General features: G+C 57.2%; 20 protein-coding genes. 6 read left to right on the top strand and 14 right to left on the bottom strand.

What is annotated here, in order from left to right:
• Window positions 1-12 precede the first annotated feature (12 nt).
• The 4 genes from AR456_RS08800 to AR456_RS08785 are packed head-to-tail and all read right to left on the bottom strand — an operon-like array spanning window position 13 to window position 6,803.
• On the bottom strand, window positions 13-2,454 hold the full coding sequence (locus AR456_RS08800) for an ATP synthase subunit c family protein (protein ID WP_021821060.1): 2,442 nt from the start codon (window positions 2,452-2,454) through the stop codon (window positions 13-15).
• On the bottom strand, window positions 2,444-3,784 hold the full coding sequence (locus AR456_RS08795; RefSeq protein WP_021821059.1) for an MFS transporter: 1,341 nt from the start codon (window positions 3,782-3,784) through the stop codon (window positions 2,444-2,446). The genes AR456_RS08800 and AR456_RS08795 overlap by 11 nt, the downstream gene beginning before the upstream one ends.
• Window positions 3,781-4,830: a class I SAM-dependent methyltransferase gene (locus tag AR456_RS08790; protein ID WP_021821058.1), complete on the bottom strand. Its 1,050-nt coding sequence runs from the start codon at window positions 4,828-4,830 to the stop codon at window positions 3,781-3,783. The genes AR456_RS08795 and AR456_RS08790 overlap by 4 nt, the downstream gene beginning before the upstream one ends.
• On the bottom strand, window positions 4,827-6,803 hold the full coding sequence (locus tag AR456_RS08785) for a TonB-dependent receptor (protein ID WP_021821057.1): 1,977 nt from the start codon (window positions 6,801-6,803) through the stop codon (window positions 4,827-4,829). The genes AR456_RS08790 and AR456_RS08785 overlap by 4 nt, the downstream gene beginning before the upstream one ends.
• 173 nt (window positions 6,804-6,976) lie before the next feature.
• Here AR456_RS08785 and AR456_RS08780 point away from each other — a divergent pair, with 173 nt between their 5' ends.
• Both AR456_RS08780 and AR456_RS08775 read left to right on the top strand, forming a co-directional pair.
• Window positions 6,977-7,942, top strand: a complete 966-nt coding sequence (locus AR456_RS08780; RefSeq protein ID WP_021821056.1) for a helix-turn-helix transcriptional regulator — start codon at window positions 6,977-6,979, stop codon at window positions 7,940-7,942.
• A 1,389-nt stretch (window positions 7,943-9,331) separates the two neighbouring features.
• The gene (locus AR456_RS08775; RefSeq protein WP_021821053.1) at window positions 9,332-10,321 is read left to right on the top strand and encodes an aspartate-semialdehyde dehydrogenase; all 990 of its coding nucleotides are present in this window, start codon (window positions 9,332-9,334) and stop codon (window positions 10,319-10,321) included.
• A 319-nt stretch (window positions 10,322-10,640) separates the two neighbouring features.
• Here the strand turns inward: AR456_RS08775 and corA are convergent, their stop codons facing one another.
• A complete protein-coding gene (corA, locus tag AR456_RS08770) occupies window positions 10,641-11,594 on the bottom strand; it encodes a magnesium/cobalt transporter CorA (RefSeq protein ID WP_021821052.1) in 954 nt (317 codons plus the stop codon).
• A 260-nt stretch (window positions 11,595-11,854) separates the two neighbouring features.
• On the opposite strand from corA, the gene AR456_RS08765 reads away from it, so the two are divergent.
• A complete protein-coding gene (locus tag AR456_RS08765) occupies window positions 11,855-13,000 on the top strand; it encodes an FUSC family protein (protein WP_021821051.1) in 1,146 nt (381 codons plus the stop codon).
• The gene (gene nadB, locus AR456_RS08760) at window positions 12,981-14,546 is read left to right on the top strand and encodes an L-aspartate oxidase (RefSeq protein ID WP_021821050.1); all 1,566 of its coding nucleotides are present in this window, start codon (window positions 12,981-12,983) and stop codon (window positions 14,544-14,546) included. The genes AR456_RS08765 and nadB overlap by 20 nt, the downstream gene beginning before the upstream one ends.
• An 85-nt stretch (window positions 14,547-14,631) precedes the next feature.
• Here nadB and purU read toward each other — a convergent pair whose 3' ends face one another.
• Window positions 14,632-15,486: a formyltetrahydrofolate deformylase gene (purU, locus tag AR456_RS08755; protein ID WP_021821049.1), complete on the bottom strand. Its 855-nt coding sequence runs from the start codon at window positions 15,484-15,486 to the stop codon at window positions 14,632-14,634.
• A gap of 266 nt (window positions 15,487-15,752) precedes the next feature.
• Between purU and AR456_RS08750 the strand changes: the two genes are divergently transcribed.
• A complete protein-coding gene (locus AR456_RS08750; RefSeq protein WP_031208894.1) occupies window positions 15,753-17,345 on the top strand; it encodes a ribonuclease J in 1,593 nt (530 codons plus the stop codon).
• A 215-nt stretch (window positions 17,346-17,560) separates the two neighbouring features.
• Here AR456_RS08750 and AR456_RS08745 read toward each other — a convergent pair whose 3' ends face one another.
• From AR456_RS08745 to mobA, 7 genes are all read right to left on the bottom strand, one after another.
• Complete coding sequence (locus AR456_RS08745) at window positions 17,561-17,845, bottom strand: H-NS family histone-like protein (RefSeq protein WP_021821047.1); 285 nt, start codon at window positions 17,843-17,845, stop codon at window positions 17,561-17,563.
• 390 nt (window positions 17,846-18,235) lie between these two features.
• Entirely contained in the window at window positions 18,236-19,231 is a 996-nt protein-coding gene (moaA, locus tag AR456_RS08740) for a GTP 3',8-cyclase MoaA (protein WP_031208893.1), read from the bottom strand.
• Entirely contained in the window at window positions 19,228-19,686 is a 459-nt protein-coding gene (moaE, locus tag AR456_RS08735) for a molybdopterin synthase catalytic subunit MoaE (RefSeq protein ID WP_021821045.1), read from the bottom strand. The genes moaA and moaE overlap by 4 nt, the downstream gene beginning before the upstream one ends.
• A 35-nt stretch (window positions 19,687-19,721) precedes the next feature.
• Window positions 19,722-20,558: a cyclic pyranopterin monophosphate synthase MoaC gene (gene moaC, locus AR456_RS08730; RefSeq protein WP_021821044.1), complete on the bottom strand. Its 837-nt coding sequence runs from the start codon at window positions 20,556-20,558 to the stop codon at window positions 19,722-19,724.
• Window positions 20,559-20,568: 10 nt separating this feature from the next.
• Complete coding sequence (moeA, locus tag AR456_RS08725; RefSeq protein WP_021821043.1) at window positions 20,569-21,858, bottom strand: molybdopterin molybdotransferase MoeA; 1,290 nt, start codon at window positions 21,856-21,858, stop codon at window positions 20,569-20,571.
• On the bottom strand, window positions 21,855-22,442 hold the full coding sequence (mobB, locus tag AR456_RS08720) for a molybdopterin-guanine dinucleotide biosynthesis protein B (protein ID WP_021821042.1): 588 nt from the start codon (window positions 22,440-22,442) through the stop codon (window positions 21,855-21,857). Before mobB ends, moeA begins: the two co-directional genes overlap by 4 nt.
• Window positions 22,426-23,034: a molybdenum cofactor guanylyltransferase MobA gene (gene mobA / locus AR456_RS08715; protein ID WP_021821041.1), complete on the bottom strand. Its 609-nt coding sequence runs from the start codon at window positions 23,032-23,034 to the stop codon at window positions 22,426-22,428. Before mobA ends, mobB begins: the two co-directional genes overlap by 17 nt.
• A gap of 241 nt (window positions 23,035-23,275) precedes the next feature.
• Between mobA and AR456_RS08710 the strand changes: the two genes are divergently transcribed.
• Window positions 23,276-23,860, top strand: a complete 585-nt coding sequence (locus AR456_RS08710; RefSeq protein WP_021821040.1) for a cupin domain-containing protein — start codon at window positions 23,276-23,278, stop codon at window positions 23,858-23,860.
• Between the two features lie 44 nt (window positions 23,861-23,904).
• Here the strand turns inward: AR456_RS08710 and AR456_RS08705 are convergent, their stop codons facing one another.
• Window positions 23,905-25,152 carry a uracil-xanthine permease family protein gene (locus AR456_RS08705; RefSeq protein ID WP_031208886.1) on the bottom strand — a complete coding sequence of 416 codons (1,248 nt, stop codon included), beginning with the start codon at window positions 25,150-25,152 and terminating at the stop codon, window positions 23,905-23,907.
• Window positions 25,153-25,154 lie beyond the last annotated feature (2 nt).

Here is a 25,154-nt window from a genome sequence, read left to right as displayed (position 1 = left end):
TTTGAGTATCCTTCACCGGCGGCTCCAGGTAGTTTCCGAGACCAGGCTCAGCCCGTCTCCATCAGAGTTGTGCGCGAGTGCGACATCGATGATGTTCAGTTGCCCCGGCGTCGCCAGTGCCTTGTAGAGAGCATCACGATCAAACTCCACAACCTGCTGCCGCGACAGCTTGATTGACCCAACCTGTTCGCTGACCGGTGATCTCGATGGCATGGGCACCATCACCTGACGCTCTCCATTGCAGGCATAACGCTTGTCCAGGTAAGTCTGGATCATCGACAGCATGCCGTTGGTCAGATAGAACAGTGTGACATTACGTTGTGCACTGCGCGGATCCCGCGCCAGTCCTGCAATCAGGTGTGCTTCGATGTCCGGCACCAGATTGCGCGCACCGTCACCGATAAAGGCCAGCACATTGCCGTCGGTGGTCGTGGCGATGTATGGCAGCGCCATCAGGCCGTCGCCCATCAGTGCTCGCCCATACCACCCGGAAAACCCTGGGTTAGTGCGCGGGACATTGCGCAAGGCGGAAATACCGCACCGGCCGACATCGTAGACGCCCGTATAGCGGTAACCCTTGGCTTCGACCAATTCACCAACCAGTTGCCCGAGACGCAGGAAGAAATGGTTGGCAGACATCGGCAAAGTGGCGATGTGATCCACCGTCACCGCCTCAGGAAGAGCTCGCACGCGATCCAGCCGCTCCCTCCTTGAGGTCAGCACATCCGACTCCACCGCAAGATGGGTATGGATATAGTCGAGGAACTGATCAACCGGAATATCCAGCGCCAGGTCAGTGAATGGTGATATATGGCGTGGCTCATGGTTGACCTGCACCACCTTGATCTGACGTTTCAGCTTGCCTTCGGAAAACGGTGTGGCCGCCTGGTCCACTTTGCTCTTGAGAAAGAACAGACACTGTCGCTGTGGACCCATGACGTCATGGTCATCGTGCAAGAAGTGATATACACGGCGGCTGAACCCGTACAACGACAGAGGGCCGAGATAATTCTCTACTGTCGTCCCCTGATGATAGGCACCGACACTACCGGGCCTGGTAATCGCATCGGTCAGGGCAATACCAGCCCGATCAGCTATTTGATAGACACGATTGCGTTGCTCCTCCGAGAGCTCGCCACACTGCCAGAGCATGTGCATCGGTGCCCGGTTGATCAACTGCAACGACTCATTCAGGCGGACCTTCTGTTCCTCGTTGATGTGACGACATATGGGCTCGACCTTCGAAGGCAGAGGTACCTCAAGCGCCCTGCTGGCACGTGATTCCAATACCGGCTGACTGGAGAGGATAAACACCGGCTCGGGGCGCTCAGCGAGCATGGTGAATGCCTCTTCAAGCTTCGCTGCCAACTCGCTCGTCTGGCGAATGAACACATAGCGCAGCCCTCGAGCCTCAATGACTCGACGACCATCATGGTCGATGTCCATGGTTCCCTGGAAAGCAAACCAGGTCTCCTCTGGAACATCACCGCAAATGATCAGCCCCGGCGCCCGAGCACGTTTGAGATTCGTCAGAGTGCCACGAAACTCATCGATCATTCCGGACGTGACGGCAATGACATAGGTTCGGCCATAAAGCTGCCAGCCTGCCAGGGCACTCACGGCTAAACTGTGCTCATTGCAGCCATGACAACAACGAACGGAAGTTCCGGCGACCTGCTGCTGCACGGACTGTATGAAGCCAGCCACCATCGAACCGGTATAGGCATGCAGATCCCAGTTCTGCTGCCAGCGATCAGACATGAAGCGCACCACCTCGCTCGCCATGCTTACTGGCGGTAGGGTGTGACAAACAGATCTGGCCAGCATGCGATTGAAGCGCGAATGCTCGAGGTGATCCACGGCGATCCGCAGTATATCGGCGCGACTCGCTGAGCGATCCTCCAGCGGCACTCGCAAGTGGCGATTGCTGCCGATTCGCTCCATCCACATAGGTAATGCCTGACGCGAGCAATAAAGTAGCGCCGAGTGCGGTGAACAACGCGGCAATGTGTCCCTACCGCACTGACACAGCTCAAGTAATGGATCGAAAGGGTCGCTGTCTGGCGCATCATCATTGCAGGCATCGACAATGATCATTTCCACCTGCAGCCGCTGGGCGTCTTGCGGAAGTCGTTCCAGCGCACTGTCCAGGCTCTGGAAATGAAGCAGAACAAATTCCAGCGAAACGCGGCTCGCAGACATACTCTCACGCAGATAGCCTTCTGCCTGTGCCATCAACGCTTCCAGTACTCGCCCTCCATGGGTGCGCTCAAGGTCAAGATGTCCTGCACCGGCGCAACACTCGGAAACGGATGGAGGTTCATTCTCCTTGATGGCCAGCCCGTGATTGAGCTGCTCGACAACGAAGGACACATCATCAACCAGCACCGATGAACGGCTGACGAGACATATTCCCAGCGTTTCCTTCGCCGCTCCCACCGCGTCACTTGTCATGGCTTCCCCCAGAGTCTTGCGTAGCTACAAATGAGGACTTGCTCTCGGTAAGTAATGGCTCGGAGGGCGAAGCGGGTTCGCGCACTCCTTTGCAGATACCACTTCCTGAATGACGTCGAACTGCGCTTGCCAGTACATGGCGGCACCTCACGGCCAGCATGAAGACACCGCTCATGGCCAGCGTCAGGCCCAGCAACATGCCGATGTATCCCTGAACATCGAGAAGTATTCCGGCAACCACCGGGACAGCCAGCCGCGATATCACGAACAGGCTGGCCTGCAATCCATAGTCGGACGCCTGCTGCCGAGGGCGGGCGAAGAACATCATCAGGCCAAACAGCAGCGATGAAGTCGCCCCCATGGCAATGGCCACCAGCGCGACACACAGGATCAATCCGGCACGACCAGCGTCGCTCCAGACCGCACCTGTCAGGCAGACCAACGCGAACAACGACATGGCAGTAAACAACGGAATGGTGCGCACAAGGCCCATGCGACGTGCGACTCCAGCCCCGGCAATACTAGCCGCCGCGCCTAGCACTCCCCCTCCGACACCCACCCCCCAGGCCACCTGCTCAACAGGAATCCCCTGATCCAGCAACAACGGCTTGAGATATAACCAAGCAGCTCCGATGAAGGGAAAGCCCAACACCAGCAGACAGGTCCATGACCCTGCTCCGGGTTGGGCGAAATAGCCCCGCCAGTCAACACCAGCACGTCCCGGTCGGGGGTAGGATGTCGCTTCCCGAGGCGCATCTGCTGAACACATCAACCCCGGCATACCGAGTAGCACTACCGCACTCATCAAAGCGAAAGGGGCTTGCCAGCCCCAGCGACTGTGCGCCACCAGCATCAATCCTCCGCCGACAATGGCGGCCAGGAACAGCGAGGCCGAGCGAATCGCCCCGGCGCGCATCCGCTCACTCTCCGGCAACAGCTTGATTGCCAGAGCGTTCACCGGAACATCAGCCCAGGTCGCCAGCACACCCACCAACAGGGCCAGCCCAAACAGCCACTCTCGTTGACTCAACAGACTCTGCTGGCCGATCCCCCACAACAGCGCAGCCAACAACACGCAGAGCAACATGGACCAGCCCTGGTAGTGCCCCCTGATCAGGCGCCATCGCTCAACAGGTACTGCCAGGCAAAGCTTGAACACTGCCGGCAGCCCAGCCAGTTGAAACAGGCCGATATCGGTACCTGACCAGCCATACTCGCGCATGATCAGTGGCATCCCCAGCAGCAGGTAGATGCTGGGCAGAGCCAGGGCAAAATTCATCCAGCCAAACAGTGCCTGTCGCCCCAGTAGAGATAGCGAGATTGTCGTCATGTCATCTTCCTGCGACCGACCAGAACCGTAACCGGCGCCATGGGAAACGGCACCAGAGAATGGCTGTCCAGTTCGCTGAAACCCACCGACTGCAGAGCCTGGTACAACTCACCATCCCTGGTGACGAGACGGCCACGCATACGCAATGACAGGTAATAGGGCATTACCTTGCGCGCAGCAGAGGGAGTATCGGATAACTCCGCGTGGGCGCAGACCAGAACGCCTCCAGGGCGCAATGCGGCCTTTATCCTACGCAGCGTCTCCATCAGGTCGGGAACAAAATGCAACACCGAAGAACACCAGATCAGGTCGTAACCTTCGCCAAAGTCATCGCAGGTCAGGTCGCCCCCCTCGGCCTTCAGTCTCTGCTCCAGGCCCTCCCGCTCGATGTTCTCCCGCGCCACCGCAGCCGCTTGAGGCAGGTCATACACCACGCCCCTCAACCTCTTATTGGCACTGGCCAATGCAATGGCCACCCATCCCGGGCCGCCCCCCAAGTCAAGCAGGCGCTCGGCCCTGGCGAACTCGGGAAGACGCAGTACCAGACTCTTCGCCGCACCAGCAGTCGCCGCACGCTGTTCCTGGCAGATCTGCACTCGAGCGGCAGCCTGCCAGGCACTTGCTGTCGAGGATTCGGAAACCTCTCTGCCGGGTTGGCCAGAACGCAGTAGCTCATCCATCTGCCCGCCGAACTGCCTGAGTGAACGCAGTCGAAAGCGCCAAGCGTCACCGCAGTAGCTGACGGAGTCCGGATTCAGATACTGTGCTGCGATATTGCTGGCGTAATACCGCCACTGCCCGGTCGCATCGCGGCAGTCCTGCCGCTCCAGCAGTTGCATACTCCACAACAGCTCCAGCAGATGAGCGGTATTGTCCACGTGCAAAGATCGTTGCTGCGCGACTGCACTGGCCGGTAGCGGCTTCGACAGGAGCCGAAAAACATCCAGCTCAAGCGCAATGCGCAGCGCATCAGCTTGTACCGAAGCCAGAGCCACATCCCAATAGGGCTGAAGGACATGACAAGCCCCTGTCTGCGACGCACTCATAGCTCATAACTCACGGTCAGCCCCACTTCACGCGGCTCGCTATATACCCGTGCCGTGCCGTTGAGAAAGCCTATGGCATCGTGATCCTCGTCGGTGGCGTTATCGACGTAGAAGGTGACAGCGTAGGGCCCCCGCTGATATCCCGTGCTGACATCCAGCAAGGCATAGCCGTCCTGGCGATAGTCATTTGCGGCATCGAGAAAGGTGCTGCCGATACCGGTCAACCCTGCCTGAGCAAACCACCCTTGCTGAGCGTCGTAACGCACGCCTAGATAGCTGGTCATCTCGGGAGCGAAGGGATTGCGATTCCCTTGGTAATCTCCCCCGGAATCATGGAATTCCTCAAAGCGGGTACGATTCAGTCCCAGAGAAGCCTGCAGCCACCAGCCCGCATCCAGCAGATAATCGACGGACAATTCCAGACCCGCAGAATAAGCTTCGGCAGCATTGGTGATGAACACGACACCGGGCTGGACGATCTGCTGGACCTGCATGTCACTGATGTCCATCCAGTACACTGCTGTTTCATACTGCAGGCGTCGATCAAATGCCCATCCCTTGACCCCGATCTCATAGGCAGTCACCCGTTCAGGGTCATAGCTCGGATAATCCGCAGCTCCAGCAAAGGCGTTGAAACCTCCAGCACGAAATCCCTGCGTATAGCTGGCGTATAGCTGAGTCTCATCTGACCACTCGTACTGCAGTGCCACCTTGGGTGTAAATCGCTGCCAGTCGCGGTCCCTGCTGTCGCTGCCTTCAGGTGATAACGACACCTCGTCATGCTCGTAACGCCCGCCGAGAGTCAACAGCCAGCGATCCGACAGCGGCTGGATCCACTGCCCGAAAATCGCTTGGGTATCCCCCCCCAGACTTGTCTCCGTGCGTTGTTCTCCCAGCGGCGCATGCTGGTGAAAGCCCAGATCGTGATCGGCGCGGTCCGCGTACACCCCCAGCAACCACTGGTGCTCCTCCGAGCTACCTTCCAGGCGCAATTCCTGGGAAATCGTATTGAAACGAAAGTCACGTTCGAGGTGGGTGATGTCAGCAGGCAGGAAGTCGGTATCCTGACGAACGTGGTCATGGAAGTCGTTTCGAGCACTGATGGAACGCAATCGCAGTCCGGGCGACAGCTCAAGATCGGCATCCAGCGCCAGCGTACTGCCCTGTGAGCGATTCCAGCTGTCTGTTCCCGAACGAACCTCGCGCTGAGACGAATCCACAGGGCCCCAGAGAGACCCACCGTCATCATGTTCCTGTCGACTATAGCGAAGTGTCGCGCTGCTCGAAGTCGTCGGCTCCCAGCGCAATACGGCACGACCGTTGTAGCGTTCACGGTCATCTTCCTTCCCGCCCTGAAAGCGGTTGTCGATGAATCCATCCTGAGCCAGCCACTCCCCCGCAATGCCGGCATAGAGCCTGTCTGTCAGCAACGCTCCGCTCGCATCGAAGCGTACAGAGCGCTTGTCCCGACTTCCGACACCCAAGTCGACGCGGGCGTGAGGCTCATCACTGGGCTGAAGGGTATGGATACTCAATACCCCTGCCTCGGCATTGCGGCCATACAGCGTCGATTGAGGCCCACGCAGAATCTCCACACGCTCCACACCGACCAGACTATTTTCGAACCCCTGCCCCATAAGCGTGGGCACCCCATCGACCAGCATCAACATGGATGAGGAGAACGCAGTGGCACTGGAGGACAGACCACGCACTACCGGCAGATTGGTCCCGGACTGCCCAAACGGCTGAAAGGTAAAATTGGGCGTTCGCCGAGCCAGACCATTCAGATCATCCACTCCAGCATCACGAAGATCTTCTCCATAGAGTACCGATAGTGACGCAGGAACGCGTTCTTCCTTCTGCTCAATCTTGTTGGCCGTTACGGTTACAGCCGGCAGTACCTGTGCCTCTGCCACAGGTACTGCCAACAGGCTCGCCAGTGTCCCCACCCCGATATATTGCCTACCTCTCATACATTCCCCTTACGAGAAGGGGACGGCTTGCTCAGCCGTGCCCTTTATCACCTACAAGAATGCGCTTTGCATTGACATGGGCAGGATTATAAGAGCAAATGTGAATCAATAGCATATGAGATACATATTCATTTCGTAGTAATCCGTATGATCCACGGAAGGAGAAATCCGGTATGGCGGTTTCCAACGCGATGACTCAGTCTCCACGTCACCTGAGAATGGACCAGGTCAGGCTGGCCAGACGCGAAGATTCGAATCGCGAGTACCTCGAGCTTCCTGAAGACGTGGGTGCATGCTACTGCGAGCGCATTTCCCTGGAGAACGATTTGATTCTGGTACGACTACGCTACCGTCCCACCTGCAATCTGAAGGAAGAGACCATTAACCCCCATGGTCGGCATATGCTGGCCATCACCTTCGGGCTCGAAGGACAATCCGGTTACCGGGGTACAGAAGGGACGGAGTTACTGTTTCGCGCTGGTTTTACGACTGTCGCTGCGTTCTGCAGTAGTCATGGTGAACGCCACTACGTAGCCGGCAACACAGTCTCACAATTGCGCCTGCTGGTCGGTGAACAGACCTTGAGCAAATATCTGGGTCAATCCAGGGCCAGGGCCCTACTGGGCGGGAAAAGCATTCAACAACTGGCATTCCGCAAGAGCTCGCGAGTCAGTCAAGGACATGCCACAGCTCTGGCCAGCGCTTTCTGCATGTCCAGCCCCAATCTGCTGGACATGCACTTTCACAGCCTTGCCCTGCTTTCCGAACAACTACGCCCAATTGCCCCACCCACACCGGAGTCCTCTTCCTTGAGCTGGCAGGACGTCGAAGCTCTGGAAAGCGTTCGCGACCTGATGCTGGAACGTCTTGACCAGCCGTTGACGATCCCTCACCTCTGCGCAGCGACAGGGCTCAATGAATTCAAGCTGAAGGAAGGCTTTCACAAGCATTTCAACACCACTCCACACCGCATGTTGCATGACCTACGTATGCGCAAAGCCCATGCTCTGTTGGAGAGTGGTTGCCAGGTTGCCCAGGCAGCCTACCAATGCGGCTACCGACACCCCAGTAATTTCAGTACTGCATTCTCGAGTTTCTTTGGATACCCCCCCAAGTCTCTCTGTAGAAAATTCCGTTGACCCATTCCTGTACATAGTAGCTACCCGCTGGGTCTCGGATCACAATCATCGAACTCTTAACCAGCCTCATCTTCCGTGGCGACTGGCATGCTGGGAATGCTCATCTCAAACCGGTAACACTTCAAACAGGACATCACTGCCACTGAGGTAGCGCAGTTCCTTGTCGGTCTGCTTGCCCTCAAGCACGGACTCGCTAATCCCCTCTGCCGTCCAGGTCACCTGGGGTGGCGCAATTTCTTCCAGAGACTGCCGCCTCTCGCTCTATCCCGCCCAGATGAAGGCATAGATCCATTGGTAACTGACACTTGCCCCTGGTGTGAGCTTCATGAACTAGCTGACTTGTTCAGGGCTCCAATCCATGAGCAACAATATGGTCACCCCGCTTCCATCATGCCGGGTAGTTGCTTCGTCCACTTCCACACACTGCAGCGACGCTGATCACTGAGGCCCTGAGCCTGCATTCCCCCTGACGATGCATTTCGGTACAGCTCCCGGAAGACAGTACTGCTGTGAATTCCAAGTTATCGCGATCTGCGTCTGGATCTTTCCAACATCCATGCAGGCATGAACCTGGTACCGCTGGATCCAGGCCAGTTGCTGGTGGCCCAAAGTGCTGCGGTCATTTTATGAACTCAGAGTTATTCAGAGATTCTTTAACAAAAGATTATGATAAGTAAATTAGCTAATATTTTCGCTCTCACAATCCAAATAAAACAATTAAAACTAATATCTTATATATTCCATGCCAAATTATCACTACACAAGCACTTAGCATGTGCGGATTCAGGCAATTCCTCCTCCTGCACTATACCTTCCACTCCTCGCCTATTATAGTCATTGGCAGACAGTCTTATGAAAAAAGATGGCGACACCTCACAAAGGTGACAGCTGCATTGTTGGCCTCAATTCAACTACCGGCATAGGGTTGTTATTTTCCGATTAGTGGTCCAAACCCTGGAAATTGCGGTCATGCTGCCATTTGCAGCTCTATTTCTGCTGTTGGCACAATTTCAAGGGTTGGGCCATCTGTTTCTTCAATCGAACACCGGGGATCTACTACTGGTTGCTACAGGTCTGATCACGGCGCTGCCGTTATAGTGGTATAGTCTGGCAGCTAAGCAACTATCAATAATCACTCTGGGCTTCCTGCAATTTTTCCCGCCAACCTGCAACTTCCTATTGGCAGCATTCATTTATGGTGAGCCGGCCTCATCGTTAAAACTAATGGCCTTTTCGTTCATCTGGTTGGCGCTTGCGCTGTTTACGTGGAACTCCATACGAGTTCAGCGTGCAGCGGCAGCTGCTAGGTTGGCGGTGCCAATGCGCACGACATGACATATCCGTTTTCGCCGTTTCAGGACGGTGCGTTTTTTAGACAAAGGAGCTGAAATGAAGAAGGTCGCCGTGGTGGGTTGCACTGGTGCAGTGGGCATGACCATGCTGCAGTTGCTTGAAAGCACAGACTATAATGTTGTCTGCATGGCCTCTGAACGTTCTGCCGGCAGGAGACTCAAGGTCAGGAATACCGAACACTTGATCGAAGCCTTTACGGTCGAAAGCTGTGCCTTGTGTGACATCGTCTTCTTGTGTGTTTCCGGGGATTTTGCCTTGGAATATGGCGAGCATCTAGCTAAAAACTCTTATGTCATCGATAACTCGTCGGCTTTCCGCTATCACAAGGAGATCCCACTACTCGTACCTCCGATCAATGGCCAGCATTACAAGGGTGAAAAACTCATTGCAAACCCCAATTGCTCTTCGGCTATTGCATTGATGGTGCTGGGTCCATTGCATAACGCCTTTGGACTAGACAGTGTGATCATCTCTACTTATCAAGCAGCCAGTGGGGCTGGGCAACCCGCGATGCTGGAGTTGCGGGAAAAGGCAAGGGACTTTAGTGACTATGGCGACCAGAATGATAGTGAAAGCTTTACCCATAACCTGGCCTTTAACGTAATTCCCCATGTCGACTCGTTTGAGGACAATGGCTACACCCGTGAAGAAATGAAAGTAGTCTGGGAGTTACGCAAAGTTCTGGGCGACCCCGGGCTGGCTATCAGCACCACAGCAGTTCGTGTGCCATCCCTGCGCTCTCATGCAGAGAGTCTGAGCCTCCACTTCAAACAGCACATCCAGTCACTGGACCAGGTTCGCGATTTGTTGCACGCCGCACCGGGGGTTGAGGTTGTGGATGACCCGAAGAAGGGGGCTTATCAGATGCCGATGACATCGACCTATAAACATGCGGTGGAGGTTGGGCGGATTCGCTACAACCTGATCTACGGCGAACACGGGCTGGATCTATTCATCAGCGGTGATCAGTTGTTACGTGGCGCAGCGCTGAATGCGTTCGAGATCATGCAGCTGGTCAGCGATTAGGCAAGCTCTGAATAACCTACAGACTGAAGCATAATGCCAGCATCGACAGCGAGGATGTTATTCAGGGTGTCCTGAATTCTCGGACCACAGGTGCCAATTTCAGATCAAAATCGGACTGGGAGTGTCGAACTCGGGTGCTCTGTAACAATGCGCCCTCGCGGAAGGTGATCGGGCGCGGATACAGGCTCTGATGCGAAGTCACTACGCGGTAACGCTTCTCAGCCATCAAATTTCTCCAGTTCCGAAGGTATGATACCAGCCTTCGTGGGCAGCAACCGTTTATACCGATGCAACTCCATCACCTACCGAGCCGTTGGGGCTACAGCCAACCCTTGCGCTTGAAATACCAGTACGGCGCAATGCCTGCACCGATCATCAATCCGATGGCCCATGGATAGCCCAGCAGCCAGTCCAACTCCGGCATATGCGCGAAGTTCATGCCGTAGATACTGGCAATCAACGTCGGCGGCAGAAAGACCACCGCCGCGATGGAGAATATCTTGATGATCTGATTCTGCTGAATATTGATGAAGCCCTGGGTGGAATCCATCAGGAAGTTGATCTTGTCGAACAGAAAGGTGGTGTGCGACATCAGTGTCTCGATATCACGCATGATCTCGCGCAGCGTCTCCAACTGATCCGGCTGGGTATGCAAATGGCGCAGTAGAAAGGAAATATCGCGCTGGGTGTCCATCAGGCACAACCGTGCCTTGCCATTACTGTCTTCCAGGCGCGCCAGCTTGCTGATGGCATCTTCCAGCTCGGAGTCTTCATCTTCCAGCACGGAATAGCTGACGCCTTCCAACTGCCGATGTATATCCTCGATGGTGTCGGCCTGGTTCTCCACCTTCTGCTCAAGCAGTGTCACCATCAATCCCTGGGGGCTCTGCACCTCGACCTGTTGACGACGCGCTCGCATGCGGAGTAGACGAAAATCCGCTATTTCGTCCTCGCGAATCGTGATCAACCGGGTCGTTTGCAGAATGCAGGCCACGGAGACGGTATGGTGACGACCCTCGGATGGCGACAGGAACAGAGAATGGATATGAATACCAGCCTGATCCATGAAGCAGCGTGCCGATGCTTCAATCTCATCGACCTCATCTGACTCCGGGATATCCGTGTGCAGTATTCGCTCCAGAAGTGAACGCTCTTCCTGATCGGGCTCGTGAGCATCAATCCATTGAGCGTCCTTGAGGTGCAGTTCCTTCTCCTCGTCGGCACATTGGATCTCTTGAATCAGCCCACCTTCTATCCTGAATAGCCTCAACATCAATTCACCTCCAATGTCTGCCGTGCACACCAGCCATCGTCATGAGCTCGCCCGATGGCCCCCGATAAAGACGAGCCCTACTCACATTGTACTGCCCTGCAGCGCCCACCACGCGACTCGACGCCGACCACATGGTAGAATTGTCGACCATTCCTGTTCGTAATTCAGTCGGCAGATCAACAACCTTGAGCACCTATTACGCCCCTCTGAGCCCCCGCCTCCAGCGCCTCTTTTCTCGACGCATCAGGGAGACATACTGAATGCTGCTGGGCCGCCTGCGAGACCCATATACCAATTACCGTTACCGGCGACTCTTTCATGTGCTGCGGGTCAGCCTGGCCCTGACAGTCACCTTTGCCATCGTCCACCTGTTCCCCATGCAACACAGCGGTTGGGCGTTGGTCAGTACCGTGATGGTGATGGGCAACCTGCCGCATATCGGTGGTGTCCTCGACAAGGGCCGCCAGCGCCTGGTAGGCACCCTCGTCGGTGCCGGTATCGGGCTGATGCTGATCAGCTTGCCGATTCCCGGCTGGGGAGTCCAGGTCGGGGCGCTGATCGCCATTGCCATAGCCACCTGGGTGGTGTTTTCCAGTCGACAGGCCTATGCCGGACTGATGTTTGCCATCAGCCTGTTGCTGGTCATCGGCAATGGTGCGCCGGACTTCAGCGTTGCCCTATGGCGCAGTGCTGATGTCCTGATCGGCACCTTGATCGGTATCGCCGCTACCCTGGTCGTGCTGCCCCACAAGGCGACTGACGTGATGCGTTTCATGCTGGCTGACAACCTTGACCGACTCGCACGCCTCTATCATGCCCACACTTCTGCGACCGCCGCGCCAGGGGTAGATACTCGTGAGCTGCTCAAGGCCACCACTTCTCTGCTGGTAAAACAGCGCGGTCTGACCGACGCAGTTCACCGCGAAGGCCGCCTGACTCGCCAGGAAGTCGACGAACTGGTCTCTTATCAACGTCGCATGCTGTCAACCATCGAGCTGCTACTCGAGTCCCACTGGACGACGCGCGAGGGGCACGACCGCATCGATGCGATGCAAGGATTGCGTGACCAGCAACATACTCTGGCCCGGGACCTCAGCACCCTCGCCTTTCACGTCCGTACTGGGCAGACCGTCTCGGCAGATATCCGGCCCTTCGAGCTACAGGGTTTCGCCGATCTGGCCAGCGGTGCCAGAGGCGCCGATGGCCGTATGCTGTTCAGTCCCAGTGGCTATCTGTGGTTGAATCGCGAACTGGCCCGAGTCGCCTCGAGCACCGCCGTGCGACTCGCCAGCCTCGAGCGCCTACCAAGCAAGCGCCTGCGCCTGCGTGCAGGTCGCCACGGGCTTCACGAGGCCTCGCACCTCGACAGCAAGGAAGGAAGTCAGCATGAACCAGGCCCCCATTGATGTACTGATAATCGGCGGTGGTGTCGCCGGCCTGTCCATGGCGCTGGAGATCGCGGATCACCGGCCCGTAACCCTGTTGCGGCCCGGTGAAGAAGCACAGGGCGCAAGTCGCTGGGCTCAAGGGGGAATTGCCGCGGTACTGGCACCGACCGACAACGTCGAGGCCCATATTCAGGACACCCTGGTTGCCGGTGATGGTCTCTGCGAGAAAGCCGCAGTGCGCTTCACCGTCGAGCAAGGACCTTCAGCCATCCAGTGGCTACTGGCGATGGGCGTGCCCTTCACTCCCGACCCCGATCCCGACGCGAGCTATCCTTATCACCTGACTCGAGAAGGTGGACACAATACGCGGCGCATCATCCATGCCGATGACGCCACTGGACGCGCTGTCACCGACACCCTGCTCGACAAGGTCGCATCACATCCGGAGATCCAGATCCGCGACGACCTTACTGCCATCGAGCTGATCGGTGATCTCGCTGGTGCCTGTCGCGGCGCCCGCTGTATTGATGTCAACGGCGAGCTTCATGAGCTTCTCGCAGGTGATACGGTACTGGCAACCGGCGGCGCCAGCGGCCTGTATCGTCACACCACAAGCCCCAGCCCAGCGAGTGGCGAAGGCATGGCGATGGCATGGGAACTTGGCGCGGAGCTGGCCAACCTGGAGTTCCAGCAATTCCACCCCACCTGTCTTTACGATCCCGAAGGGCCACCGTTCCTGATCAGCGAGGCGGTACGCGGCGAAGGTGGAATCCTGCTCGACATCCATGGCCAACGTTTCATGCCGGACATTGATGAGCGTGCGGAACTGGCGCCCCGCGACGTAGTGGCCCGCGCCATCGACTCGCGGATGCAGCAGTGTGGCAGCGATCATGTGTTGCTGGATGTCCGCCATCTGGGAGCGGAGAACATCCGCCATCACTTCCCGACCATCTACGCTCACTGCTTCGGTCGCGGCCTCGACATCACCCAACAGCCGATTCCGGTGGTTCCCGCCGCTCACTACAGCTGTGGCGGCATCGCCACGGATCTGAACGGCGCCACCGGCGTCCGTGGACTGTATGCTGTGGGCGAAGTAGCCTATACCGGGCTGCATGGTGCCAACCGCATGGCCAGCAATTCTCTGCTCGAATGCCTGGTATTCGCTCGTGCGGCAGCACAGCATCTGCATCAGCCAACCAAGAACCACACCGCAGAGTTGGTCGGCACCCAATGGGGTGGCCCCCAGATCGACAAGCAACAGATTCAGCAATGGCGGAGCCGTATGCGCGAGATCATGAGCGCAAGAGTCGCCATCGTGCGCAGCGATACAGGACTCGATGAAGCGTTTCAGCAACTCCAGCAACTCGAACAGAAGATGCAGAATCACTGCCGGAATGCAGCACCCAGTACCGATCTGGCAGCCTGTCGCCAGGCACTGACACTATCGTTGCTGACGGTCACCTGCGCGCGGCAACGGCGAGAATCCCGTGGCCTGCATTTCAATCCAGACTGCACAGTTCACGCCGATCCTCACCCCCAACCTTCTCGGATGCGCCGCGGCTGAAGCCGCGGCAGACGTATCCGCCCGCAGCCCAGGCTAAAGACCACCGTTTCAGCCTGGAACCACGACTCTCGTCACGGCATACCGGTCAGGCAAAGACCACCGTCTTGTTACCGTGGATGATCACACGATCCTCGAGGTGCCACCGCAGGCCACGTGCCAGTACTGTCTTCTCTACGTCACGACCAAAACGCACCAGATCGGTGGGCGTGTGGCAATGGCTGACACGATGGATGTCCTGCTCGATGATCGGGCCAGCATCCAGCTCCTCGGTCACATAGTGGCAGGTCGCACCAATCAGCTTGACTCCACGCTGATAGGCCTGGTGATAGGGCCTGGCTCCGGCGAAGGATGGCAGGAAGCTGTGGTGGATATTGATCACCCGGCCCGCGTAGTTGCGGCACAGGTCCGGCGGCAGTATCTGCATGTAGCGAGCCAGCACGATGGTGTCCGCCTGATACTCTCCGATCAGTTGCTCGACCTGAGCAAAGGCCTGAGGTCGGGTCTCCGGGGTCACCGGCACATGATGGTAGGGTATGCCATGCCATTCGACCATGCTGCGTAGGTCATCATGGTTGGACACCACCGCCACGACATCGCAATCCAGTCCTTCCGCCGTCCAGCGGTACAACAGATCCACCAGGCAGTGGGACTCTCGCGACACCATCAACACCACCCGTTGACGCTGCTGGGTATCGCGCAACGCCCACTGCATATCGAACTCTCTCGCGACAGGCTCAAAAGCCTCACGAAGTTCTTCCAGCGTCATGCCAATCGAATCAGCAAGAATCTCGTAACGCATGAAGAACCGTCCGGTTTCGAGGTCCGAGTGCTGGCTGGCCTCGGTAATGGATCCCCCGTGACCGGCAATGAAATTCGACACTCTTGCCACGATGCCCAGACGATCGGGGCAGGACACCACCAGACGATAAAAATGTGACATGACTACACTACTCTCGATGAAACAGGGGTGGATAAAACAGGGCTGGGTAAAAACAGAGGCCGGCATTGTAACCAAAAGCCCAGCTCTCGGCACGGCGCCTTGATTCAGAACAGCCACGCGGATTGAGGGGACACCAGGGCTTCCCGTATAGTGGGGGAATATCATCAACGATGCCTGATGCGATGCCGACACCCAAGGTTCAGATCCGCCGCCGCCGCCGACCACCATTACGCATACTACCGCTGGGGGGTTGTGGCGAAGTCGGCATGAACCTGACCCTATACGGCTATCTCGACAGTTGGATCGCCGTAGATTGCGGCATGCTGATTCGCCAGGACCTCGACGGCAACCCCCTGCAGGTTCCCGATCCTCAAGCGTTCAAGGCATGCAATATCACGCCGGAAGCCCTGATCATCACCCACGGACATGAAGACCATATCGGTGCAGTGGTGTGGCTGTGGCCAAACTGGGGCTGCCCGATATACGCCACACCACTGGCGGCGGAAATGCTTCGCACACGCTTCGCCGAGCATGGGCTGGCTACCGCCTCGATCAAGGTCATCGAACCCGGTGAAGCCTGCAGCAGCGACGCCTTCAACGTACGCTTTCTCCCAGTGACACACTCCATCCCGGAGAGTTGCGCACTCATCATGGAGGCTGGGGGGCATCGTATTCTGCATACCGGTGACTGGAAGATCGATCCCGACCCAGTGATCGGTGCTCCGGTCGATGAGCAGTTATTCCGTAGTCTGGCACCGGTAGACCTGGTGGTTGGCGATTCCACCAACGCCAATATCCTCGGCCGTTCGCACAGCGAACGCCAGGTGGCCAGAGCGCTGACCGAGACCATCGGTAAATGCTCTGGCCGTGTCGTGGTCAGTTGCTTTGCCAGCAATCTGGCTCGAGTGCTGTCGATTGCGCGCGCCGCAGCATCCTGCAATAGACGTGTCAGCCTGCTGGGTCGCTCGATGGAGAGAATGGTCGCCATCGCCAGGCAGCTCGACTACTTCGACGACTTTCCAGCATTGGTTCCCGCCTCCGATCTCGGCTATCTACCTGCCGACGAAGTGCTGGTAATTGCCACCGGCAGCCAAGGCGAGCCTCGCGCCGCGCTATCGAGACTGGCACAGGGGCGACACCCCCATTTCGAGCTGACCACCGGTGATAGCGTGATCTTCTCGGCCAAGGCCATTCCGGGAAATGAGCATCTCATTGAGCGACTCAAGAGAGGATTGAAACGTTTCGAGGTCAATATTCTCGACGAATTTTCACATCCGCAACTGCATGCGTCAGGCCATCCTGCCCAGGAGGAACTCGAAAGCCTTTATCACTGGGTGAAACCTGCGCATCTACTGCCAGTACACGGTGAGCCTGTTCACCAGACTGCGCATGCAGATCTAGCCAGAGGCATGGGTATCACCGCAAACCTATTGCCGAGCAATGGCGATATGATTCATTTCGATGACAGCGGACTACGCCTTGAACAGCGGTTTCCCCAGCAAGTTCGCCTCGTGCAACGCAATGCACTGAGTCCCGTGAAATCAGACACGCAAGCTCGAATCTCTCGACATGGCACCCTGTTCATAGCCATTACCCTGGCAGCCACTACGACAGGCTGGACACGCATCGGGCGCCTGCTACTTGATACCAGTGAAAGCAGCCCACTGGACGAAGATAGCTTCTGCGACTGGCTGGATGAACAGCTCGATGATATTGCCACAGACACCCTGGCAGGACTGAGACGACTTCTACACCCCCGAATCGGAAGTTGGCTATCTGACCATGTACAGCACACTCCGGATATCCAACTGCAATTGATGGCCACCGAAACAGAATATCTTGTCGATAGCGTGCCCTAGGCCCATCACCTGCTGGAAGTACTTCACCTACTGAAGCACTTCACCTACTGGCATCCCTTATATGCAACAAGCGACTCGAGAGGAAAGCTCTCGAGCCGCTTGTTGTTTCTCTGCCACGATACGTGCACTGACATGAGAGCGTTCAATATCGACACTCCGGCGTACCCAGGTTCAATCCATCGTTACAGATATATCAAGGGACGAAATGCCACCGATCACTTCTTGTTCTTCGGCGGACGGCCACGCTTGCGCTTAGGCTGTTCCGAGACCAGATCATCAAGCGACAGTCCTGCTTCGGTGATCTGTTCACGAATCTCTGCCAGCTTGCGTGCCTTTTGCACCTCTTCTTCCTGCCGCTGACGATCCTCGCCCTTCTTTTGTTCAATCACTTCTTCAACAACCTCAGCCAGCTTCTGCAATTGCTCCATGCTCAGCTGACGGGCTGCGGCGCGCGCCACATTCTTGTTCCGAGCAATACGCTCAAGAGATTCACTGGACATATATCCCTCCATGCCTTTTTACACGATCACAGGATAGCAATATTCACTTGATGAAAAGTATATGCTCTACGCTTGTGTTGGCAAGAATATCGACAAGGTTTTTTTGAATATTTCAGTAGAAAACCTGTAACCCTATACCCTGTTTCGACTGTTGATACGGTCAAGCTGTTCACCTATCCAACGCATTTCCATAGTCATTTCGAACAGTACTTGCGCATTCATGCACATCGATTTTGCTGGATAGCCAGAGTAGTGGTCACGAGCCGTACGGGTAAGCGCCCATTTTCAGCAGGCGTTCAGCACAAATACGGACACGGCTTTACACGCGTAGCAGCGCATAAAGCCGTGTCTGTTCACCAAGGTAGAATAAGAGATGACAGCCCGTCGGGCTCAACCACCGGTCATGTTCATGAAACGTACTATCTGAACATCACCATCGGTCTTGAAATAATGGCGCTCAGGCTTCAACGCCATGGCTTCGATGATGGTCTGCTTGAGGCGCTCACCATCACCGGGGTAGCGGCGAAGCACAGCGCGAAGGTCAACAGAATGCTCGTTGCCGAGACACAACAGCAAGCGCCCTTCCACGGTGACACGAACACGGTTACAACTGCTGCAGAAATTATGGCTATGAGGCGAAATGAAACCGACCCGAGTACCACTATCCGCCATACGGAAGTAACGCGATGGACCAGCCGTGGCTTCAGTGGTCTGGGTCAACGGATAATATGGCTCGATAACCTCCCGGACCTCATCACTGGAACAATAGGTTTCAGCTCTTGAGTGATCGGAGACATCGCCAAGCGGCATTTCCTCAATAAAACTGATATCGAGCTGGTGCCGGCGCGCGAAATCAACCAGATCCACCACTTCGTCATCATTGCGTCCCTTGAGCACCACCGCATTGAGCTTGATGCGCTCGAAGCCCGCGTCCTTTGCCGCATGAATTCCATCGATAACCTTGCTCAAATCACCGGTACGAGTCAGACGACGAAAACGCTCTGGATCCAGGGAGTCGAGGCTGATATTCAGTCGTGACATCCCGCCGCGACGCAGATCATCAGCATAACGGCGCAACCCTGCGCCATTGGTGGTCATGGTGAAATCCTTGAGCCCCGGCAAACTACCGATGTTACTCACCAGCTCGGAAATATTGCGACGCACCAGCGGTTCACCGCCAGTCAACCGGATCTTCTCGACACCCAGCTCAGTGAACGCTCTGGCAATCTGCGAGATTTCCTCCAACGTCAGCACCTGTGCGCGAGGCAGGAAGGTCATCTCCTCACTCATGCAATAAACACAACGAAAATCGCAACGATCCGTCACGGAAAGACGAACATAGGAAACCCTGCGACCAAAATCATCGATCAACTGCTGTGTCGTCATGATGTACCTACCTCCCACCGCTGGGCATCCGCATGATCCTGTTCCCGCTCAGACACCCAGTAGTCGCCGCTGGCGGTATGTTCCTTCTTCCAGAACGGAGCACGTGTCTTGAGATAATCCATGAGAAATTCACAGGCTTCATAGGCGGCACGACGGTGCTCACTGGCCACGATAACCAGCACAATAGGGTCGCCAGGTGCCAGACGCCCAACGCGATGAATCAGCGTCAACCCCGACAAGGACCAACGCTGATGCGCTTCGTCGGCAATCTGCACGAGACTCGCCTCGGTCATGCCAGGATAATGCTCCAACGTCAGCGCCTCGACATCCGGGCATTCATTGAAGTCACGTACCAAGCCAGTAAAACTTACCACTGCCCCGATATCTGTGCGACCAGCCAACAGCGACTGTTGTTCCTGCCCGGCATCAAACGGCTCGTACTGAACTTTTATCATCTCAACCCTCGGATCATCTCAACCCCCGGATCATTTCAGCCTCCAGTGACCGGAGGAAAGAAGGCCACCTCGTCCTCACTGGTCAAATGCGTGCCATCACCCGCCATTACTTGATTGACGGCACAGAGTACACGCCCCTGATCCAGTCCGGCAAAGCGTGGATCCATGGACTTCAGTGCGGTCTTCAGACCGGCGACATCGGCACTCGGCAAGCGGTCCAGAGGTACAACCACTTCACCAATCCCCAACCGTTCCCGCAACTCTGCAAGACATTTGACGCGCACACACTGCTCGGCGCCCGGGACCAATCCCAGATCCATCTCTCCGCTCGCGCCCTGCCCGGTGACAATCGGATCTTCGCTTACCGCCGATACGACCGCACCGCGGCCCGCCGACAAGGCGCCTCGTTGATAGACGCCGGAGCGGCCACCCTGCTTGGCATCGAGATGGATCCGCGAAATTTCCATATCCTTGTCGACGGCCTTGCACATGTCATACAACGTCAAACAGGCAACAGATACTGCCGTCAGCGCTTCCATTTCCACTCCGGTGCGCCCGGCCAGACGACAGGTCGCCGACACAAGAACACACCCCTGCTCTGTATCGATATCGAAATCGACAGCCACTCCCGACAATGCCAACTGGTGGCATAGCGGGATCAACTCATGAGTACGCTTGGCCGCCTGGATTCCGGCAATGCGTGCAGTAGCCAGCACATCGCCCTTGGGCAGTTTGCCATCCGTCAACAATGCCAGCGTGGCGGGAGCCATATAGATAGCACCGCTCGCCGTTGCCTCACGCCTGGTGGAGGCCTTGTCGCTCACATCGACCATGCTGGCCTCGCCACGTGCATTGAGATGGGTAAGCGTCATTTACTGTGCCTCACACAAATTTGGATAGTGGATGAATTGCCACCATATCACCTGGCCCAGCACCGCTGCTTTGCTCGCTGAGCTCGACCAGACAATTGGCCGCCACCATGGACGATAGAATACCGGACCCCTGTTCCCCCGTATTGACCACGCGCAAGTTACCCTGCTGATCAACACGATAAACACCACGGCAGAAATCGGTACGACCGGCCCGGCTTTCGAAGTGACTTTCGGCGATACCTTGCCAACTTTCAGTAATGGACTCCCTGCCCTGCATCACGCGTAGCATCGGTATCATGAAGCATAGCGCAGTGACCATGCAGGCGACGGGATTACCGGGCAGGCCCAGAAACGGCACTTCACGTTCCGTCAACAGACCACAGGCCATGGGCCGCCCCGGACGCAGAGCAATACGCCATACCGCCAATCGCCCGAGCTGCTCAAGCGCCGCACGGGTATGATCGGCCTGTCCCGTAGACACGCCACCGCTGGAAACCACCAGATCTGCCATAGAGGCCGCCCTCCGCAACCCCACAATCAACGCCTGTCGATCATCGACGATGATTCCCAGATCCATGACCTCTGCGCCCTGCTCGCGCAACAATCCCATAAGCGAGAACCGGTTGGCGTCATAAATGGCAGCCGCTCCGCGACGCTCGCCTGGCGCAGTCACTTCATCTCCCGTAGAGAAGACCGCCACCCGCGCCCTACGCCTGACCGCAACCTCGGCGAATCCCAGAGAGGCCAGCATGCCAAGGGCTGCCGCATCAAGACGTGTACCTGCGGCCAGCGCCGTCGCACCGCAGGCAATATCCTCACCAGCCTGACGAACGTTCTGTCCGGTTCGCACGAGCTGTGGGTCACAGATACTGAACAGGTCTCCTTGTGCTTCAACCTGCTCCTGCATGATCACCGTGTCAGTACCCGTTGGTAACGGTGCTCCAGTGGTGATCACAACGCACTCACCAGCGCCAATGACACCCGCAAAGGGACGCCCGGCCAATGCTTCGCCAACACGCAGCCATTGACGGCCCCTACTGGCCACTTCTGCATCGCCGTGCTGATCGGCCTCCGCAACCTGCGGCCAGGCCAGGGCAATTCCATCCATTGCCGCATTGGTGTGCCCCGGCACATCGAAGCTGGCGAATACGGGCTCGGAGAGCACTCGCCCATGTGCCTCAGCCAAAGCGACGCGCTCACTGGCTAGCGGTGCCTTGATCAGACCCAGCACCGCCTGCCTGGCCTGCTCGACACTCAGCATATGATCGCCGGGTTCGAAGCACGACAGAGCAAGACTCATGGCCGACACTCCCCGTTCAGAGCTCGGCACTTCGATGGCCAGTCTCGTACCCATCTGACCACCCAATCGACCATTGCCGCCTGATCATTGATGTCCAGCACCGGCACGCTGACCGACATCGCATCCGGTTCATCACAGGCCAGTGCCTGCACCCAGCGGTCCTGCTCGACCAATAACGACTTGCCGAGACCGACACGATGCAACTCCAGCTTGGGTAATGGCCACTCCTTGAAGCCCTCGACCAGGATGAGGTCGGGTTGTAGCGGCATCACCATGCGCACCAGCATCGCCAGATCGGCGTCTTCCTCGCCTGGTGTTTCCAACATCAAGGCCAACCGCTGTCGGGATGCCACCAACATGGGCGTTGCCCCAGCCTGGCGAAGGCGATGGCTGTCCTTGCCCGGCTGATCGACATCGAAGGAATGGTGGGCGTGCTTGATCACCGCACTGCGGATACCTGCATGCCCCAGAGCCGGCAACAACTGTTCGAGCAATGTCGTCTTGCCGGTCCCACTCCAGGCCGCGAGGCCAAGAATCGGTAGGGTTGGATCGAGTATCAGCCGACTGTCAGTAGTGCTTGTCATACCGCCTCCTCAGCCTCGCTTCGAGTGCGCCACGCTCAACCTCGGAGTTGAGATTCGCCAGGGTCTCGGCACAATCTGACATATCCACCGATCGACAACAGTGGCGTGCATACCAGCGGCCCACCTTGCGCTCACCGGCTTGCAACGCGTCACGCAGGTCATCATGCAGGTCACGTCTGATCATCGCTACGACTGGGTGCCATCGCTCTCCATCATGGGCGACGGCAATGTCGGCGCCAGATGCGGCTTCAGCATGGAGGCGCGCCACCAGATCTTCGGGGAGCATGGGACTATCACAAGGGACGATGACCACCCACTCGCTGCGGCTGGCACACATGCCACTGTATATGCCCATCAAGGGGCCATGAAAGCCGGCCACGCGATCTTCGATTACACGATCCGCGAAGGCAGCATACTGCTCGAGATTCCGGTTGGCACTGATCAGGACTTCATCTACATGAGGCCGAAGGCACTGCGTTGCCCAGGCTACCATCGGCACCCCGGCGAACTCCATCAGCCCCTTGTCGATGCCTCCCATGCGCATCCCCTGACCGCCCGCCAATACCAGTCCGGTCAAGACTCCAGGCTCCATCGCCACTACTCGAGCCTCCCAAGAGCTTTATATCTGGATATCAATACCATTCAGCTACCCATTCATCATGCCTTACGCTGGCCGCCACCGCCATTCGCTCATGGAAATGATCCGCTGAATGCGATGTGTCATAGACTCATCCAAGCAGGTATCATCTGTTGCACATTTTGCACAGCACGCCGCACGGCATGTATTGAACAAACCTCGGGAAAGCAGCGGCAGCGCCGCGATGGAAATCAGCATGGAAGAAGGTTTTGACGTTGGGGCGCGGTTACGCCAACTACGCCAGGAAAAGCAGCTTTCCCAGCGGGAGCTTGCTAAACGCGCAGGCGTCACCAACAGCACTATCTCACTGATTGAGCTCAACAATGTGAGCCCATCAGTCAGCTCGCTGAAGAAGATTCTTGACGCTCTGCCGGTATCGATCAGCGCATTCTTTGCCGGCGATGAACCCAATCACCCCAGTCCGTTCTACCGTGCCTCCGAACTCACTGATATCGGCGATGGGCAGCTCAGCTGGCGGCTGGTGGCTGCCAGGCGTCCGGATCGTCGCATGTCGATCCTGCACGAATACTATCCGCCTGGTGCCGATACCGGAGAGGAAATGCTTGAGCACGATGGTGAGGAAGGCGGTGTCATCATCACCGGCGAGATCGAAATCACGGTCAATGGCGAAGTCGGTCTACTCGGCCCTGGAGACGCCTACTACTTCGATTCGCGGCTACCCCATCGCTTCCGCAACCAGGGTAGCCAGCAGTGCGTTATCGTCAGCGCCAATACGCCACCGACCTTCTCGGACGGTGGCCAGGAACTGCACCACGCCTGAGACCTGAGGCCTAAGACCTGAGGCCGCAAACGAGGAGCCTGTAGCTACTCCTCTTCCTTCGCCGGAGGCAACACCAGGTTCAGCACAATCCCAACCAGGGCTGCGAGACTTACGCCCTGGAGGGCAAACTGCCCGCCGCCGATCTGCATACCGCCAATACCGAATACCAGTACCAGCGAAACAATCACCAGGTTGCGCGGTGCAGTCAGAGGTTTGCCGGAACGTACCAGAGTGTTCATGCCTACTACGGCGATCGAACCGAACAACAGCGTCATGATCCCCCCCATCACCGGCGCGGGAATGGTCTGAAGAATGGCCCCAAGCTTGGCAAAAAAAGCCAGTACAATCGCGGTGAACGACGCCACCACCATGATTCTGGGATCGAAGGCACGAGTCAGGGTAACGGCACCTGTCACTTCCGAATAGGTGGTGTTGGGCGGACCACCGAAGATACTGGCAGTAATCGTGGCCAGACCATCTCCCAGCAGTGTGCGGTGCAGGCCCGGTTTATCGAGGTAATTGCGCCCGGTTACCGAGCCGATCGCAACCATATCGCCGATATGCTCCACTGCCGGGGCAATGGCCACCGGAATCATGAACAATATCGCTGCCCAGTGAAAACTCGGCGCGGTAAAGGATGGCAGAGCCAGCCAGGCTGCTTCACGAACCGGCGTAAAGTCGACCACTCCCATCGTCAGCGCCAACAGGTAGCCGACCACGATACCGCCCATGATCGGCACCAGACGCAACAGACCACGTCCGAATACCGCCAGTATCAAGGTCACAAACAGACTCGACATCGACAGCACCATGGCGCGCCCGTAACCAATGCCTTCACTATTGGCGCCAGTCGCCATCTGTACCGCTATCGGTGCCAGCGCGAGGCCGATAACCATGATAACCGGACCAACCACAACCGCCGGCAGTAGACGGTGCAACCATGCCGTGCCCTTGAGGCGTACCGCCTGAGAAATGGCAACATAGACCAACCCTGCCGCAATCATGCCACCGAGCGTGGCCGAAACACCGAAATTGGCGATGGAACTGTTGATCGGGGCAATGAAGGCAAAGGAGGACGCGAGGAAGACAGGGACACTCAAACCAGTGACCAGATGAAATACCAGAGTGCCGATACCCGCCGTAAACAGCGCAACATTGGGATCGAGGCCGGTCAACAGTGGCACCAGCACCAGCGAGCCGAAGGCGACGAACAGCATCTGTGTGCCGGTCAGGATGACGCGTGACATGGATCCCGCGGACACAGTTGTCGCGGACGGTGGAGAGTCAGACATGA

Origin of the sequence: Halomonas huangheensis, assembly GCF_001431725.1 — a bacterium.
In the GTDB taxonomy this organism is placed as follows: domain Bacteria; phylum Pseudomonadota; class Gammaproteobacteria; order Pseudomonadales; family Halomonadaceae; genus Halomonas; species Halomonas huangheensis.
The sequence above is the reverse complement of the archived record's forward strand: the minus strand, read 5'-3'. Positions and strand labels throughout refer to the sequence as shown.

What these genes read in the sequence shown, in the direction of transcription:
- AR456_RS08800 (WP_021821060.1), bottom strand. Translation starts at nt 2,454, where the DNA reads ATGACAAGTGACGCGGTGGGAGCGGCGAAGGAAACGCTGGGAATATGT.
- AR456_RS08705 (WP_031208886.1), bottom strand. Translation starts at nt 25,152, where the DNA reads ATGTCTGACTCTCCACCGTCCGCGACAACTGTGTCCGCGGGATCCATG.
- AR456_RS08765 (WP_021821051.1), top strand. Translation starts at nt 11,855, where the DNA reads ATGCTGCTGGGCCGCCTGCGAGACCCATATACCAATTACCGTTACCGG.
- moaA (WP_031208893.1), bottom strand. Translation starts at nt 19,231, where the DNA reads ATGACGACACAGCAGTTGATCGATGATTTTGGTCGCAGGGTTTCCTAT.
- mobA (WP_021821041.1), bottom strand. Translation starts at nt 23,034, where the DNA reads ATGGAGCCTGGAGTCTTGACCGGACTGGTATTGGCGGGCGGTCAGGGG.
- moeA (WP_021821043.1), bottom strand. Translation starts at nt 21,858, where the DNA reads ATGAGTCTTGCTCTGTCGTGCTTCGAACCCGGCGATCATATGCTGAGT.
- mobB (WP_021821042.1), bottom strand. Translation starts at nt 22,442, where the DNA reads ATGACAAGCACTACTGACAGTCGGCTGATACTCGATCCAACCCTACCG.
- AR456_RS08795 (WP_021821059.1), bottom strand. Translation starts at nt 3,784, where the DNA reads ATGACGACAATCTCGCTATCTCTACTGGGGCGACAGGCACTGTTTGGC.
- purU (WP_021821049.1), bottom strand. Translation starts at nt 15,486, where the DNA reads ATGTCACATTTTTATCGTCTGGTGGTGTCCTGCCCCGATCGTCTGGGC.
- AR456_RS08780 (WP_021821056.1), top strand. Translation starts at nt 6,977, where the DNA reads ATGGCGGTTTCCAACGCGATGACTCAGTCTCCACGTCACCTGAGAATG.
- AR456_RS08775 (WP_021821053.1), top strand. Translation starts at nt 9,332, where the DNA reads ATGAAGAAGGTCGCCGTGGTGGGTTGCACTGGTGCAGTGGGCATGACC.
- nadB (WP_021821050.1), top strand. Translation starts at nt 12,981, where the DNA reads ATGAACCAGGCCCCCATTGATGTACTGATAATCGGCGGTGGTGTCGCC.
- AR456_RS08790 (WP_021821058.1), bottom strand. Translation starts at nt 4,830, where the DNA reads ATGAGTGCGTCGCAGACAGGGGCTTGTCATGTCCTTCAGCCCTATTGG.
- AR456_RS08785 (WP_021821057.1), bottom strand. Translation starts at nt 6,803, where the DNA reads ATGAGAGGTAGGCAATATATCGGGGTGGGGACACTGGCGAGCCTGTTG.
- corA (WP_021821052.1), bottom strand. Translation starts at nt 11,594, where the DNA reads ATGTTGAGGCTATTCAGGATAGAAGGTGGGCTGATTCAAGAGATCCAA.
- AR456_RS08750 (WP_031208894.1), top strand. Translation starts at nt 15,753, where the DNA reads ATGAACCTGACCCTATACGGCTATCTCGACAGTTGGATCGCCGTAGAT.
- moaE (WP_021821045.1), bottom strand. Translation starts at nt 19,686, where the DNA reads ATGATAAAAGTTCAGTACGAGCCGTTTGATGCCGGGCAGGAACAACAG.
- AR456_RS08710 (WP_021821040.1), top strand. Translation starts at nt 23,276, where the DNA reads ATGGAAGAAGGTTTTGACGTTGGGGCGCGGTTACGCCAACTACGCCAG.
- AR456_RS08745 (WP_021821047.1), bottom strand. Translation starts at nt 17,845, where the DNA reads ATGTCCAGTGAATCTCTTGAGCGTATTGCTCGGAACAAGAATGTGGCG.
- moaC (WP_021821044.1), bottom strand. Translation starts at nt 20,558, where the DNA reads ATGACGCTTACCCATCTCAATGCACGTGGCGAGGCCAGCATGGTCGAT.